This is a genomic window from uncultured Porticoccus sp. (assembly GCF_963975625.1).
Lineage (GTDB): Bacteria > Pseudomonadota > Gammaproteobacteria > Pseudomonadales > Porticoccaceae > Porticoccus.
The window spans coordinates 487,045-501,598 of the sequence record NZ_CAXBHS010000001.1; the positions used below are offsets into that span (position 1 = coordinate 487,045).

The 14,554-nt window shown below is 58.2% G+C and carries 9 protein-coding genes and 1 tRNA gene; 3 read left to right on the forward strand and 7 right to left on the reverse strand.

All coding sequences use genetic code 11. The annotated features are described in order from the left end of the window. The first annotated feature begins 82 nt into the window (after positions 1 to 82). Positions 83 to 159, forward strand: a tRNA-Arg gene (locus AACZ64_RS02270). Positions 160 to 609: 450 nt separating this feature from the next. On the opposite strand, the gene AACZ64_RS02275 is transcribed toward AACZ64_RS02270, so the two are convergent. The 3 genes from AACZ64_RS02275 to AACZ64_RS02285 form a co-directional block, all read right to left on the reverse strand. After that, positions 610 to 2,055 carry a dicarboxylate/amino acid:cation symporter gene (locus AACZ64_RS02275; RefSeq protein WP_293613759.1) on the reverse strand — a complete coding sequence of 482 codons (1,446 nt, stop codon included), beginning with the start codon at positions 2,053 to 2,055 and terminating at the stop codon, positions 610 to 612. Between the two features lie 75 nt (positions 2,056 to 2,130). After that, complete coding sequence (locus AACZ64_RS02280) at positions 2,131 to 5,643, reverse strand: translocation/assembly module TamB domain-containing protein (protein ID WP_293613760.1); 3,513 nt, start codon at positions 5,641 to 5,643, stop codon at positions 2,131 to 2,133. Further along, positions 5,640 to 7,379, reverse strand: a complete 1,740-nt coding sequence (locus tag AACZ64_RS02285; RefSeq protein WP_293613761.1) for an autotransporter assembly complex family protein — start codon at positions 7,377 to 7,379, stop codon at positions 5,640 to 5,642. The genes AACZ64_RS02280 and AACZ64_RS02285 overlap by 4 nt, the downstream gene beginning before the upstream one ends. 247 nt (positions 7,380 to 7,626) lie before the next feature. Here AACZ64_RS02285 and ald point away from each other — a divergent pair, with 247 nt between their 5' ends. Together ald and AACZ64_RS02295 are read left to right on the forward strand one after the other, a co-directional pair. Continuing rightward, positions 7,627 to 8,742 (forward strand): alanine dehydrogenase, encoded by a 1,116-nt coding sequence (ald, locus tag AACZ64_RS02290; protein WP_293613762.1) that lies wholly within the window; start codon positions 7,627 to 7,629, stop codon positions 8,740 to 8,742. A 149-nt stretch (positions 8,743 to 8,891) separates the two neighbouring features. Next, positions 8,892 to 9,434, forward strand: a complete 543-nt coding sequence (locus AACZ64_RS02295) for a flavodoxin (protein WP_293613763.1) — start codon at positions 8,892 to 8,894, stop codon at positions 9,432 to 9,434. Between the two features lie 20 nt (positions 9,435 to 9,454). Here AACZ64_RS02295 and cmoB read toward each other — a convergent pair whose 3' ends face one another. Genes cmoB through AACZ64_RS02315 form a run of 4 tightly spaced genes read right to left on the reverse strand, consistent with a single transcriptional unit; the run spans position 9,455 to position 14,521 of the window. Continuing rightward, positions 9,455 to 10,432 (reverse strand): tRNA 5-methoxyuridine(34)/uridine 5-oxyacetic acid(34) synthase CmoB, encoded by a 978-nt coding sequence (gene cmoB / locus AACZ64_RS02300; protein WP_293613764.1) that lies wholly within the window; start codon positions 10,430 to 10,432, stop codon positions 9,455 to 9,457. Between the two features lie 35 nt (positions 10,433 to 10,467). Then, positions 10,468 to 11,199, reverse strand: a complete 732-nt coding sequence (gene cmoA, locus AACZ64_RS02305; RefSeq protein ID WP_293613765.1) for a carboxy-S-adenosyl-L-methionine synthase CmoA — start codon at positions 11,197 to 11,199, stop codon at positions 10,468 to 10,470. After that, the gene (locus tag AACZ64_RS02310) at positions 11,196 to 11,603 is read right to left on the reverse strand and encodes a thioesterase family protein (protein WP_293613766.1); all 408 of its coding nucleotides are present in this window, start codon (positions 11,601 to 11,603) and stop codon (positions 11,196 to 11,198) included. Before AACZ64_RS02310 ends, cmoA begins: the two co-directional genes overlap by 4 nt. Beyond that, positions 11,603 to 14,521, reverse strand: a complete 2,919-nt coding sequence (locus tag AACZ64_RS02315; protein WP_293613767.1) for an insulinase family protein — start codon at positions 14,519 to 14,521, stop codon at positions 11,603 to 11,605. Before AACZ64_RS02315 ends, AACZ64_RS02310 begins: the two co-directional genes overlap by 1 nt. Positions 14,522 to 14,554: the final 33 nt, after the last annotated feature.

Below are 14,554 nucleotides of genomic sequence, written 5' to 3' on the forward strand. Positions count from 1 at the left end.
GACAAACCTTCCGTGTCATATAACCAAAATGGCTTTTCGACTTGACTCTCCGGAGTCACTTCAATATATTACGCGGCCTCACGCACTCGTAGCTCAGCTGGATAGAGTACTCGGCTACGAACCGAGCGGTCGGAGGTTCGAATCCTCCCGAGTGCGCCATTTCAATAAAAAACCCGGCCTTGTGCCGGGTTTTTTATTGAATCGATTTTGAGAGTTCGAACCGATTGGAGGTTCGACAACTTCCGTGAGGAAGTTGGACCCAGCAACCGCAGGTTGCGCAGCCCCGCAGGGGGCAAAGCGGCCATAAGCCGTTTTGAGTCAATCCTCCCGAAGTTCAAGCCGAGCACATAGATGTGAGACAGCCCGCGGCCCAGAGGCGGTGACCCAAGTAATCCTCCTTGACGAGTTATAAGCGGCTACATACGGTCACAACTCTGCAAACTGGTCGTATTGCCGGCCCGCCATCAGAGCTGACGGTCGTTCAACGGCGTGCAAAATGGCGATTTGTAGATACTCTCCCGAAGCGTCCGCCATAAAGCAAAACCTCGCCTTTTCAGGCGGGTTTTCTGTCATTGAGGATATTTGAAGGGGCTCAGTCTATACCGATGACTATCCCTCTCGCAGGTTGTTTGTGTTGGTGAGTACGTCCTCACCAGTTTGTTCGCGAACGATTTCCTGCTGCTGCTCCTTGAGCCGCTCGGCATGGTGGCTGAGATTGCTGCCCACCCATTGATCCATCAGTTTTGCGGTCACCAGGTCGCCACTGACATTGATGGCTGTGCGACACATATCGAGTATCCGGTCAACCCCCATGATGAGTGCGATGCCCGCAGCCGGTATGCCGACACTGTCGAGAACCATGGCGAGTATGACGATACCCACCCCCGGGGTTGCCGGTGAACCGATTGATGCACCAACCGCAGTGATCACGATCAATACCATGCCGCCAAGTCCGATATCGATGCCGAATACCTGCGCGATAAACATGGCTGCCACACCCTGATAGAGTGCCGTGCCGTTCATGTTGATGGTGGCGCCCAGCGGGATCACGAACTGCGATATGGAGGGTCTGACGCCGAGTTTTTCCTCAGCCACCTTGATGGATAGCGGCATTACGGCTGCGGAGCTGGAGGTGGAAAAGGCCAGCAACAGCACCTCCTTGATGTCGTTGAGGAAGGTCAGCGGGTGTCGCCTTGCCACGATCAGAATAATCAACAAATACAAACCCAGTAACACCAATAAGCCCAGCAGGACTGTGATGACATAGACGGCCATGCCCAGCAGGGCATCGATGCCGAGCTTGGCGGTCAGCTGTAGTATTAACCCGAACACGGCGATCGGTGCCAACAGCATGGCCCAGCGGACGACGGTCATGCAGACTTCCTGGAGGGAGCCCATCAAATCAAGCAGTGGCTTGGCCTGCAGTGGTGTCATCATCACCAGTGCCACACCCATGATCATGGCGAAAATGACCACCTCCAGCATATTGCTTTCCACCATCGCGGAGAGCGGATTAGAGGGCAGTAGCGTGACGATTTTTTGCGGCAGCTCATCGAGTACGGGGTTGCCGGACGCTTCTGCCGTCGGGATTGTCTCGATCAGCGAAGCGAGCTGCAGTGCCTGCTGGTCGACGTATTGCCCCGGCTTGATAAGGTTGGCGATGGTGATGCCAATCACGATGGCGATGGCTGTGGTAAAGATAAAATACAGCACCACCCTGAAACCGGTTTTCTTGAGCTGATCCAGATCCTCTGTGGCCGCCAGCCCCCGAATGATGGAGGCAAAAACCAGCGGAATGACAATCATCTGAATCAGGGCGAGAAAGAGTTTGCCCGGCAGTGCCAGCCAGTCGCTGATGGCGGCAGCATCGGCCGGTGAGACCCAGCCCAGGCTGGGCCCCATCAGAATGCCGACGACAATGCCGAGAAACATGCCAACCAGCACCTGCAGCCACAGTTTGCCCCTGATCAACCCCTGCAGGGACGCGCTTAGATATTTAAGTGAGCGGGGCTGAAGAGCCTTGACGGTAGAACTGAGAAGGTTGTGATTTGGCATGGCGGGTAATCACTTTTTAACGTCCGGGGAGATACTGTCGCACATGGTGCACGGAGGGGCCAGCGTCCCGGAAGGTCAGGGGCGCTCGATTCTCCAGAGGATATCCATGCTCTGCGTTGCGCCGGATTCAGCCCGGATCCTGAATTTTTTGGAGATCGAGTACTCGAGCAGTAAACCGGCATTGGGTGAGACAATGTTCTGAATATAGCTGGCGTAGAGCCTCGGCGTGAGGTATTTGCCAAAGGTGATGGCGCTCTCTTCGATACCGCCATCGCTGGAGACCGACAGCACGTCGAGCCCGAGTTGTTGTTGCAGCTGCCCGGTCAGTGAGCCGCTCTGGCTAAAGCCCAACGATGCGGCGGCATTGATCAGGGTCGATCCCTCTGTCTGGGTGGTTCCCGCCAGGGATTTGCCAGTGATCAGCATGGCCAGGATCTCCGTCTGTGGCAGGGTGGGGCTTGAAAACAGGTCGCTGGTCAATGTGCCCGGTACCCCATCTATCTGGATACCCACCAGCGTGTCGCCTACTGTCCGGGAGGCACGGGCATGAATCAGTGGGTTGTCCGGTGCCCCCTGAAAAACCAGCCTGCCGGAGTCAATCGTCAATGCCTGTCCGTAGATTCGGTAGATACCATCGACTATCTGCAGAATACCTTCCGCCCGCACTGGTTGGGTCGGTTTTTCGCTGAGACGGAGTTTTCCCGTGATCTGTCCGTGGATGCCAAAACCGCTGAATTGGATATTGTCTCCCAGCTCAAGGGCGACATCCGCTAACAGGTTGAGTGGGGGACGTTTTTTTTCCACTGGTATGGTCTGGTCAATAATCAGTGCATCTTCTGAGACGGTAACGGCACTGGCGGGCATGTCCTTGAGCGCAATCTCGGCATCGGGGACCTGAATCTTGCCGGTGATGTGCAGTTGCTCCGGAGTCACCACTATTTTCAGGGTTGGGCTGAGGCTGGCCTTGATTGTCTCCAGGTCAACCGTCTTTACTCCCACTCCGGTCAGAAACAGTTCACCGCGCCAGTCGTCGGGCCGGCGGACTTCAAACAGGCCGTTCATCGCCAGTGACCCCTCTCCGGAGTCCACTGTGCCGTCCAGCTGCCAGCTTGTCCGGTCACGGTGTTTCAGTTGCAGGTCGCCGTTGGCCAGATGAATACCGAGCTGCGGAACATAGGCGGATAGACCGTTCAACTGAAGTTGTCCTGACAGCACCGGTCGGTCGGCCGTACCAGCAAACCTGATGAACGCATTGGCGCGACCCTGCAACTCGTCGACAGAGGTAACAAAGGGGTTCAGCCAATCCAGTTTGTCCAACTCAAGGTGGAGGGTGCCGTCAATAGCCCGATCCGCTTCTGTCAGTGGCCAATGGAGCTGGATCCGGGCGTTGCCGGTATCGGTAAACTCAGTGTTTCCGGTGAGCTCCAGCTGTTGTCGTTCGAGGCGGATGTCAAGGTCGGTATTGTCCAGGATGACCTGTCGCCGTTTTTTGGCGCTGTCGTCAACGGTGAATCGGGCCGCTGCGGTACTGAGGGACAATTGCCCGACCAGCGTTTCATCCCAGCCCGCAAGTTTGAGGTCGCCATTGATTTCGCCAGTGAGAGCGCTGTTGCCCGGTAGCCAGGGTTGTAACCATTGCAGAGGTAGGTGGTGGAGGGTGGCTGTGGTCTTGATACCGGTTTTTTGATGCCACGTCAGATGGCCGCAGGCAGCCCTGTCGAGCTGTTTCCAGCAGTGCGCCTTAAGCTCGGCACCGTGCTCTGAAATCCGGCCTTCGACGCCGTTATCCAACTGCCAGTTACCAATCAGCGGGGCGCCGATTTTGCTGTCCGAAATTCGGGTCTGCCATTCGCCCTGTTGCCAGTGACCGCTACCCTGCAAGGTCAATGTCAGGTCCTGCTGCGTTGCGGAAAGCTGATAATGGTGCTTTTCGGGTCGTCCACTGGCCTTGAGTTGCAGGTCGGTCTCTCGCTGTTGGTCGCCGGCCAGTGAACCCGACAGCGCCAAGTCTATATGCTGCTGGCCGTCTTTGTCGATGTTGAGACGCAGGTCCAGCGAGCGAATGCTGTGCCCGTCAAAGGCCAGTTTTTCGGCGCTGGCGGTACCCTGAATCACAGGTAAGTGGTCTGGTGAGAGGGTGCCTCCCCGACTGGAAACCTGGCCCGTGGAGAGCAGTTTGCCGGAGAGGCCGGGGTAGAGCTCCGCCAGATTATTGGCAGTGAGCTGCCAGTTGAGTGGGGTCTTGCCGTCCCACTCCCCGTTCACCCGCAGATGGTTATCACCGATCTGGGCGGTAAAGCCACGGCTGGAATACACGCCCTGCCGGGAGGACAGCTGACCGCGCAGTGTCACCGGGTAACCGTTCAGAGAGCCTGTCAACTGGTCTATTTCCGCGTCTACCGACAGGCCCTGATCCGTATAGCTGCCGGTGGTGGAGAGCATGCCCGCCAGCTTGCCTGACAGCTTCTGGTCCAGAAAATAGCCGGGATCAACCTCGTCGAGGTTGATAGCCAGTTGCCAGTTGGGTGTTGTTTGCCAGGCCAGGTCCCCCTGAATACCGAGTTTGCCAGCTTCGGAGTGCAGATCAATGTGCTCGAGATGCAGGCCCTGACGATCGCCCCGGAGGTCAACAGCAACCTGTTGTGTGGGTAATGGCGATGGGGATTGCAGGCTCAGATCAAATGCGCCCTGCAATTGATAGTTATCCAGTGAACCGGTGAGCCTCAATTGCCCACGCGAGTTGATGGCGGGCAGGTCTGGCCAGACAGTCCGGTTGTCAATGGTCCAGTCATTGACCACATTCACCGAGATGGCCAGTGGGTTCAACGTTCCCCGGTCCCAATCCGCGCCACTGATCAGAGTCCCGCTGGTGGAGAGACTGAAGGGCGCCGCCAGTCGGTGTTCAATGGTCATAGTGGCCAGGTTGCCGCCCAGTCTGGCCTCGCCCTCGAAGTGGTTTTGCTGGAATTCGGTGTGCCACTGGAGTGCGATATTGAGCCGATAGGGAGGTTTTGCCCTGATGGTGCCCTGCAGTGCCAGCTGTTGTTCTGGCTGGCGGAGGATCAGTTCCCGCAATTCAATACCGAGCAGGTTGATGCTGCCGGCGGCGGAGATTGTCTCCAGCGCCAGGGAATCCGGGCCGCTGCGGTAGCGGAACCGGTCGATGGTGAGGCGTTCCAGGGTTACCGGCATGACACTGTTCAGGCTGGGCCATACGAACTTTGATGGGGGATCCGTGGTGGCGGGCTCCAGATGGACTTGCAGGTCAGCGAATTCAAGGGACTGGATAGGGACTTGGCCGCCCAGTAGCCCGAGTAGCTGCCATTGTCCTGCGGCAGAGGTAGCGGTGATCTGCAGGCCAGATCGTTCGATGACCAGCCCTGTAAAAGCGATCCCCTCCATCAGGGTGCCATCCATTTTGTTCCAGCTGATGTGGGTGCCACTGAAAGAAACGGCCTTTGCCACCAGCCAGTGGCTTCCTGGACGGGTGGCGAGCAACAGGTAGGCAGCGATCAATAGTGCCGCGCCCAGGGCGATCAATGCCCCTGATGAGAGCAGCACACTGCGGGCTATCAGGCGCCGGTTCACAGGTCCGGCCCCATGGACAGGTGAATCCGGAATGCCTGCTCCGAGGTGTCGGGGAAGGCCAGGTCCAGCCTGATCGGTCCCAGTGGCGAACGCCAGCGCAATCCGACACCAAAGCTTCTCTTGAGGGTAAAGCTGCTGTTGTCAAAGGCGTTGCCCACATCGTAAAAAACGGCGAGGGCATAGTTCTTGTAAACCGGGTAGTCGTATTCCACAGAGGCGGTCAATAAATGCCGCCCGCCGACCACATCGCCACCATCATTCAGCGGTCCCAATTCCTCGTAGTCATAGCCGCGGACACTGTTGTCACCACCGGCAAAAAACCGGAATGAGGAGGGCATCTCCTCAAAATTACTCATCAGACTCAGGCCACCTTCCAACCGCCCCAATAACCGACCGCCGAGCAGCGGTAGAATATATTTGCCACTGCCCTGCAATTGCAGGAAAGACAGGTCTGAGCCAAGGGACTCGGCGGCACCCCGCAGGCTGAAACGGGTGCGCCAGCCAGTGAAGGGGTAGGCCGGGTTGTCTGCGCGGGTTTTCTGCCAGCCGATACCGGGTACTACCAGTTCCGTGCTACTCCGGTCATCACCCACTGCAAAGGATTCAACCCGATAAACCAGATCGAGGGTTCTGATCCAGCCGTTGTCCAGACTGCGGCTGTGGGCGGCACCGACGAACCAGGTTTCGCTGTCGGCGCTGTCAGTGTCTTCTTCTTCCCAGCCGGTTTTGAGCGTGACAAATTCGGTATCCGGTTGTTGCAGGGGAATCTGGTATTCCAGGCTGATGATGGATTTGACCCGGGATAACTGAGCGTCGGCCCCATAGCGATGCCCCTTTTGATTAGCCCGGTTGTTTCTGAATCCGATGCTGCCTCTTGGACCGGTATCCGTGGCAACTCCCACCCCCAGCGAGGTGCTGTAACGGGGCCCGGGGGTGAGCACCACCTGAACGGGGATCTGTTGAGTACCCCGTTCGGGTGGTAGCTGTGTGACGACGACCTGATCAAAATAACGGCTGTTGATCAGCGATTGTTGGAACTGGCCGAGCAGGGGGGCGTGAAAAGGGGTGGCGGCAGAAAACGGCAGAAACTGCGCCAGAAAAGCATCGTCAAAAACTGCCTGTTCAAAATTCACGGATCCAAAATGGTAGCGGGGGCCGCTATTGAAGCCGAGCAGTATGTCGGCACGCTGACTTTCGAGGCTGATCTGTAATTGCTGTCGGGTAAAATGACTTTCAGCATAACCGCGCTGTTGCGCCAGTTTTTGCAGGGACTGTTTCAACGTTTCGTATTGGTCGTGATTCAACTGCTCACCGGTTTTTGGCAGCGATGTCTCCAGTAACCGGGCAAATGCCGGATCGTTCCTGGCATCCCCGTCAATCTCTACCTGTACCCGGTCCAGGGTGGTGGCTGTGCCCGGTGTTAACTCAATCGTTATTGTCCAGCACTGGTCGTTACTGGAAAGTGCGGAATGCCATCTGGCATGGTAGTACCCCAGTGCCTGCAGTGCCTGGCGGATTTTTTCGTCAGCGCCGTCGAGCAGTACAGCGCGACGCCGCTCGCTGATTTGACAGTGCTCGCTGCCCAGCCCCAGATGCTGGAGAATATTTTTCCTGACGACGGCGGAGACTTCGCCGGAAATAACAACGTTGGGTTGCGCCTGTGCCATAACCGCCGGGGCACTGGCCAGCCAGCCCAGTATCAATAATCTGCCCACCAGCAGGATCAGGCTTCGCAACCCCGGGAGGCCCGCCTTCTGGTGGGGTCCCGGGCAGACAGATTGGCAGAATGGGATGGGCAATGGCTGGGATCCGGTTGTCAATGTTATGCATGAAGCGGGCAATCAAACAGGCTAAAGTGATGATACACGGGTTGTATTGCCGTTGCGCCCGATACTGCCACAGAGCATGCTGTGTTGTCGGGTTTGGCCGGGTGCTCGTGGATGGCCCTAACAGAATACCATCGAATAATAAGCGGAGATCGTGATGCAGATAGGGGTGCCGAAAGAGGTCAAAAACCATGAATACCGGGTCGGCCTGACGCCGGATTCCGTGCAGGAGTTGGTGTCCGCGGGGCATCAGGTGCTGGTGGAGCAGAATGCCGGGGCGGCCATCGATTTTGCCGACGAGGATTTCCGTCGCGCTGGTGCGGTTATTGTCCCTTCGGCGGCGGAGGTGTTTGCCCGGGCGGATATGATTGTCAAGATCAAGGAGCCCCAGCCGGATGAGTGCCAGATGCTGAAGACCGGACAGCTACTGTTCACCTACCTGCATCTGGCGGCCGATCCCCGCCAGGCTGAACTGTTGCTGAAATCCGGCGCCATTGCCATGGCTTACGAAACCGTAACTGATGATCGCGGGCATTTGCCGCTGCTGGCACCGATGTCTGAAGTGGCCGGTAGAATGGCCGTGCAGGCGGGTGCCCACCATCTGGAGAAAGCGCAGGGTGGTCGGGGCGTATTGCTGGGCGGTGTACCCGGTGTAGCGCCGGCGAGGGTATTGATTCTCGGCGGCGGAGTCGTGGGTAGCAATGCGGCTGGTGTGGCGCTGGGCATCGGTGCCGATGTGACGATTATGGACCGCTCTGTGGAACGGTTGCGTGAACTGGACCGGATGTTTCCGGCGTCGATTCGTTGCGTTTATGCCACTGCGGCGGCCATTGAGAATTACCTGCCGGAGGCCGACCTGGTGATTGGTGCCGTGCTTTTGCCGGGGGCATCAGCTCCCCGGCTGGTCACCCGGGAGATGGTCGGCCGGATGAAACCCGGCGCGGTGGTGGTGGATGTGGCGATTGATCAGGGCGGTTGTTTTGCCACCTCCCGGCCCACCTCCCATCAGGACCCCACCTATGTGGTGGATGGCGTGATCCACTACTGTGTCGCCAACATGCCGGGCGGCGTTGCCCGCACGGCCACCCAGGCCCTGAACAATGTAACTCTGCCGTTTGTTTTGCAACTGGCGGACAATCCTGTGCGTGCGTTGCTGACCAATGCCAATCTGCGCAACGGACTGACCATCCACTGTGGTCGCGTGACCCATAAAGCGGTAGCCGACTCCCTCGGCCACGATTTTACCGATGCCTTTGAAGCACTTAAAAAATAAACAGCACTGAAGAAACAGCAAGTACTTGAAAAAAGCGGGCGCCCGACCTGCTCCGACCCAGTTTCGGAAATACCTGCCGGTAGTTGCAGCATTCCCCGGGAGCTGGGAGAATCCGCGCAGTTTTTTATCACGGTTGTTCAGAGGTTACAGTGACGAAGATCGGTTTGTTCTTTGGCAGTGACGAGGGAAATACCGAATCCATTGCCCACCGGGTTGTCTCCCGTCTGGGGGATGAGGTGGTGGATATTCACGATATCGGTGATGTCACCCAGTTGGAGTTTCTGCCCTATGACAAACTGATTCTGGGTATTCCCACCTGGGATTTCGGTCAGATTCAGTCGGACTGGGAGGACTTCTGGGACGATCTGGAGGCCATCGACTTTTCCGGCAAGACGGTCGCGTTTATTGGCCTGGGAGACCAGTTCGGTTACGGGGATTTCTTTCTCGATGCCATGGGTATGCTGCACGATGTGGTGGTGAAAACAGCAGATCGAGTGGTCGGTCACTGGCCCACGGCGGGCTACGAATTTGACGCTTCAAAAGCCATGGTTGCCGGACAGGCCCTGTTTGTCGGTCTGGGTATCGATGAAGACCAGCAGCCAGCTCTCAGCGCCGAACGACTCAATCGCTGGTGTCGGCAGATACACGGCGAGTTTGGTCTGGCGACGCCGATGGTCGAGCTGGACGATTAGTTGGCTATTCGGGAAATGCCTCAACTTTCCGCGACAAAGACCGCGCGGATCGGTCCCGGATGACCTTCGACCGTGCGGTCATGATCGGTTGTGTCAAGGAAGTCCGGCAGGGATTCATAGGTCATCCATGCCGTTGAACGCTGCTCCTCGATAGACGTTCGGGTGCTGTCCACCAATCTTGGGTTCCGATAGCCGCATTTGCGCAACCAGCTGAGCAGGGTGTCCGCACTTGGCAGAAACCACACATTGCGCATTTTCGCGTAACGCCCTTCGGGCACCAGCACCTCGCCTGGACCGCCCTCAATAACCAGGGTTTCCAGTATCAGTTGGCCGCCCGGTCGCAGGCAGTCTTTCAATTCTTTGAGGTGGTCCATCGGCGAGCGGCGATGGTAGAACACGCCCATGGAAAATACGCTGTCAAAGCACTGCATTTCGGTCGGCAACTGCTCGATGCCGAGGGGCAGTACATCCACCGGTAGATCGCCAAGGTAATGCTTTAATACATTGAATTGAAAGACAAATTTTGCGGATGGATCAATGCCGATCACCTGCCGCGCACCCTCGCCGAGCATCCGCCAGCAGTGGTAGCCATTGCCGCAACCCACATCGAGGACCAGCCGGTTTTTCAGCGGGGCGATGTGGGGCAACACCCGATCCCATTTCCAGTCCGAGCGCCACTCGGTATCAATGGTCAGGGCAAACAGCTGGTAGGGGCCCTTGCGCCAGGGATGAAGGCCCATCAGGGTCGTGTGCAGCTGTTGGCGCGTCTGCTCGTCGCAGTCCGCGACATCGCCTACCGTAACGGTGGACCGTAAATCGATCCGGGATGGCTCGAGCGGTGGCAGTTGCGCCAGTGTCGCCTGCCAGTCCGGCAGATCGCCCCAGCGCTCTACCGACATACCCTGGGCAAGCTGAGGAGGCAGCTGTGCGGCCCAGGCTTGCAGTGCGGGGTGTTCTGCGTTGGCGAGGCTGGTGAGCAGAGAGGAAAAATTGATCATAGGGGCTTTTGGGTGTGTGGTTGATTGGTGGGCCGCTATTTTATGGCAATCAGCGAGGCGAAGTTGAAGCATTGAAACCAGACATCGACACTGCTGAAACCGGCCTCTCTGAGGCGCTGGCGGTGCACGGCGAGGGTTTCCGGGACCAGTACATCCTCCAGTGCGGAACGCTTCTGGCTGATTTCCAGCTCGCTGTAACCATTGGCCCGCTTGAAATGGTGGTGCAGTTCGATCATCAGTTGCTGGTGCTGGGGGTCCTCAAAGGCCACTTTCTCCGACAGCACCAGCACGCCGCCGGGCTGCAGGCCATCACTGATACGCTGGAGCAGAGCGTTGCGCCGATCGACCGGAATAAACTGCAGGGTGAAATTCAGCACCGTCATGGTGGCGTTGTGTACCGGGATCTGTTCAATATCGCCGCAGACCAGCTCCACGGGGATTTCCCCGTCATCATCGGCCAGAATCTCGCGGCACTGACTGAGCATGGCAGCGCTGTTATCCACGGCAATAATCCGGCAGTCGCTGTGGCGAACATGGTGGCGCATGGCAAGGGTAGACGCCCCCAGGGAGCAACCCAGGTCGTAACATTGGCTGCCGGGCTGAACGTATCGCTCTGCCAGGGTGCCGGTCATGGCGATGATGGTTTCGTAGCCCGGCACCGAGCGCCGGATCATATCGGGAAACACGCGGGCGACCGCCCGGTCGAAACGAAAACCGGCGATCTCCAGTTGTGGTGTGGCGAACAGGGTATCTTTCGTGCTGGTCATGGGGCGTCGTTGTGTTCCAGCAGCAGCGGCGTGATGAGCTTGCGAACAGCGTCCGGCATTGGCCGGGAGCACTGGGCTGCGTAGTCAAACCACACCAGCACGGCCTCGCCCTTCGCCACCAGCACCTCTTTCTGGTGAGCCAGATGGGCCACCGTAAACGATTTGCTGCCGATTTTACTAATCCCGGTGGTAATGACGACCTCGCTGCCGAGGTGAATCTGATGGACAAAATCCACGGCGATATGCGCGAGGATCATCGGCCAGTCAGCGGGGTTGAGGCTGGGGTGGACCAGTCGGAAAATATCGGCCCTGGCCGCTTCAAACCACACCGGCACGACGGTGTTGTTGATGTGACCGAGGGCGTCGGTTTCTGAAAATCGCGGCTGAATACGCAATTCAAACATTACAGCGATACCGGGGTCAGTTGCAGGGCGTCTGCCAGACTGGCCTGATCGGGACTGGTGATCACGGCGGTACTGACATTCTCTGCCACCAGATAGGTGGCGGCCACCCGACGCAGATCATCCAGTGTGGTTTCCCTGACCCGGTTGCGGAAGGTTTCCCTCACTTCGCGGCTGCGGCCATAGAGCTCCGCCTGAAAGGTTTCCTTGGCCTCGCCCGCCGGGGACCCGGGTTTGTCGATCGAGCTGATCACACCGAGAATGGCTTCTTCGACCTGTTGCCACTGGTGTGTTTCATTGTGCAGCCATTGCAGTGCCCGGTCGAAGTCACTGAGGGTGTCTTCGAGACGGGGGTCGCGGTATGAGAAGAAGCGGAACGCGGCGATGTTGTTTTCCTGGCTGGCCCCTCCGCCGTAGGCACCGCCCTGTTCGCGGATGGCGCGGTGCAAATAGCCATTGCGCAGAAAACCGCCCAGCACGGTCAGCGGTGCGGCATCCGGATGAGACAGGGGCACCGTGGGGTAGGCTTTGGCGCAGAAATTGACTTGGGTGCTGGCCTTCCACAGCTCCGCCACCCGTCGATGCAGTTCCGGTTGCTGAAAGGCATTGAACCCTTCGCCGGTAATCGGTGTGAACTGCTGCTGAATGACTGCCTGATAGTCCGCCAGTCGGTCATTTTCGCCCACCACCAGAAATTGCCGCGGCGCGCTCAACACCTGTCGGTGGATGGCGGCCAGTTCGGCGGCCAGCCTGTCCACCAGGGTGCTGTCGGACAGACTGCTATCCAGTTGTTTGATATAGCGGATACCTGCCAGGCCACCCCAGCGATGTGCCAGATCCGCGCCCGGGCTGATCCCGCTGCAGGCCGCCGCCATGGCCAGCTGGTGGCCACTGCCGGTGACGCTGGCCTCACGGCTGGCGCGGGTCTGGGCAATCAGTTCGCGGATCCGGTTCAGTTCATCGAAGCGAACCTGTTCCAGTGTCGCCTGCATGAGGTCGGTGAGTTCGGATTGATGTCTGGCCAGTCCCTTGCTGGACAGAACCAGGTGTCCGGACAGATCCTGTGGGTTGTCCGGCTTGCCGCGAACGGTGGCGTAGGAGTGAATGCTGCCGCACACTTTCGATTGCCATAGCTGGGTCGCCAGGTAATCCCGGTCGCCAATCCCCAGTTCTGTCAGGCTGTTGCAGTAGATCGGTAGCAGGTCGAGTTGTGCTTCGCTCAGGGCCGGCAGCGGCAACAGGATCTGTTGATAGACCAGACCGTTGGTGCCTGTGCCGTAACTGGTCAGGGCCAGTGGGCGGGTTTTTCGTTCAGTGGCCGCCACATAGTCCATATGCGTAGGAATGTCGTCCAGACCCACTTTGGGCAGGATGGCATCGTCATCCTTCTGTTGCTGACGCTGGTTGAGAATCTCGGCCTGTTCCACAATTGCCTGTTTGCCCGCGTCATCGAGATCGGCTTTGATGGCAGCGAGCTTGTCTGCTTCCTCTTTTTCACGGCGGGCGGACAGCTCCCGGTCCGGACTCATGGTGAGACGCACCCGGTGGGGGTTGTCCAGCAGTAGCCGGCGGGCAAGTTGCTTGATGTAGTCGGGGTCCTGGATCAGGCGCCTGAGTTTTTCCAGTACCGGGTCCAGGTTCAGCAATGCGATGGGGTCACCGCGGTGGGTGGCGCTGGTAAGTGCGGTCAGAAGCAGTTGCAGGCCATAGGGGAAATTGCCGCCACCGATTTCACGCTGTTGCAGCTCCAGCTGGTGGAGGGAAGCCGCCAGTTGCTCTTCCGGGATGCCATTCTCTGCCACGTCCTCGAGCACCGAGAGCACCAGCGCCTGCAATGCATCGGCACGATCCGGTTCGCTACCCTCGATCCCGCAGACAAAGCAGAGCTCGCGCTGGGAGTCATCCAGCCCGCACAGTGGCGAGGGCGATGAACCCAGTTCGGTGGTTTCCAGTGCCTTTAGCAGCGGGGAGGCGCTGTTGTCGAGCAACACGCTGCACAGCAGGTGTGCCTCCATGGTGGCTTCCAGGTCGGTGGCCTTGCCGAGCAACCAGCCCATCACGATGTGGGTGCGGTTGTCGCTGCTGCCTTCCTCGTTGAACGGATAGCTGGCTTCAACAGTCACCGGGTCGCTGTAGCGCTGTTCGTCGGGGACGGAGATTTCCGTGTCCAGCCGGTCGAAACGCTGCAGGGCATGGTTTTCAATGTCGGTCTGCAGCTCCGTCACCGGTATATCGCCGAAGGTCATGAAAATGGCATTGGTGGGATGGTAGTGGGTTTTATAGAAAGCCTTTAATTGCGTGTAACTGAGATCGGGTATACGGGCCGGATCGCCGCCGCTGTTGTAGTGATAGGTGGTGGTGGGGTAGAGGTGTTCGCAGAGGGTCTGCCACAGGGTCGAGGGCACGGAACTCATGGCCCCTTTCATTTCGTTATAAACCACGCCCTTGTAGACCAGCGGCGAGTCGGTATTGCCGGGCTCGGCAAATTCCACCCGGTGGCCTTCCTGGCGGAAATCCAGTTCGTCCAGTCGCGAAAAAAATACCGCGTCCAGATAGACATCCAGCAGGTTGTCAAAATCCTTGCGGTTCTGGCTGGCAAAGGGGTAGGCCGTCCAGTCAGAGCTGGTAAGGGCGTTCATAAAGGTATTCAGGGATCGTCGAATCATCATGAAAAAAGGATCGCGTACCGGGTATTTTTCGCTGCCGCAAAGGGCAGTGTGTTCCAGTATGTGGGCTACCCCGGTGGAGTCCTCGGGCACGGTGCGCAACGCCACCAGAAAAACGTTTTCCGGATTGTCGGCGTTGATATGAATATGCTGGGCACCGGTTTTTCGGTGGCGGTATTCCGCCACGTCAATATTCAGGGAGTCGATGCGCTCGCTGCGCAGAAACTCAAAGGCGGGATGTGCCTGTGTCGTCATATTCGGACCTCGGTTATCGGGTGTTCGGGCAAA

Bases quoted from the DNA above. Each gene is read 5' to 3' on its own strand.
- ald (WP_293613762.1), top strand. From the start codon at position 7,627: ATGCAGATAGGGGTGCCGAAAGAGGTCAAAAACCATGAATACCGGGTC.
- AACZ64_RS02275 (WP_293613759.1), bottom strand. From the start codon at position 2,055: ATGCCAAATCACAACCTTCTCAGTTCTACCGTCAAGGCTCTTCAGCCC.
- cmoB (WP_293613764.1), bottom strand. From the start codon at position 10,432: ATGATCAATTTTTCCTCTCTGCTCACCAGCCTCGCCAACGCAGAACAC.
- AACZ64_RS02310 (WP_293613766.1), bottom strand. From the start codon at position 11,603: ATGTTTGAATTGCGTATTCAGCCGCGATTTTCAGAAACCGACGCCCTC.
- AACZ64_RS02315 (WP_293613767.1), bottom strand. From the start codon at position 14,521: ATGACGACACAGGCACATCCCGCCTTTGAGTTTCTGCGCAGCGAGCGC.
- cmoA (WP_293613765.1), bottom strand. From the start codon at position 11,199: ATGACCAGCACGAAAGATACCCTGTTCGCCACACCACAACTGGAGATC.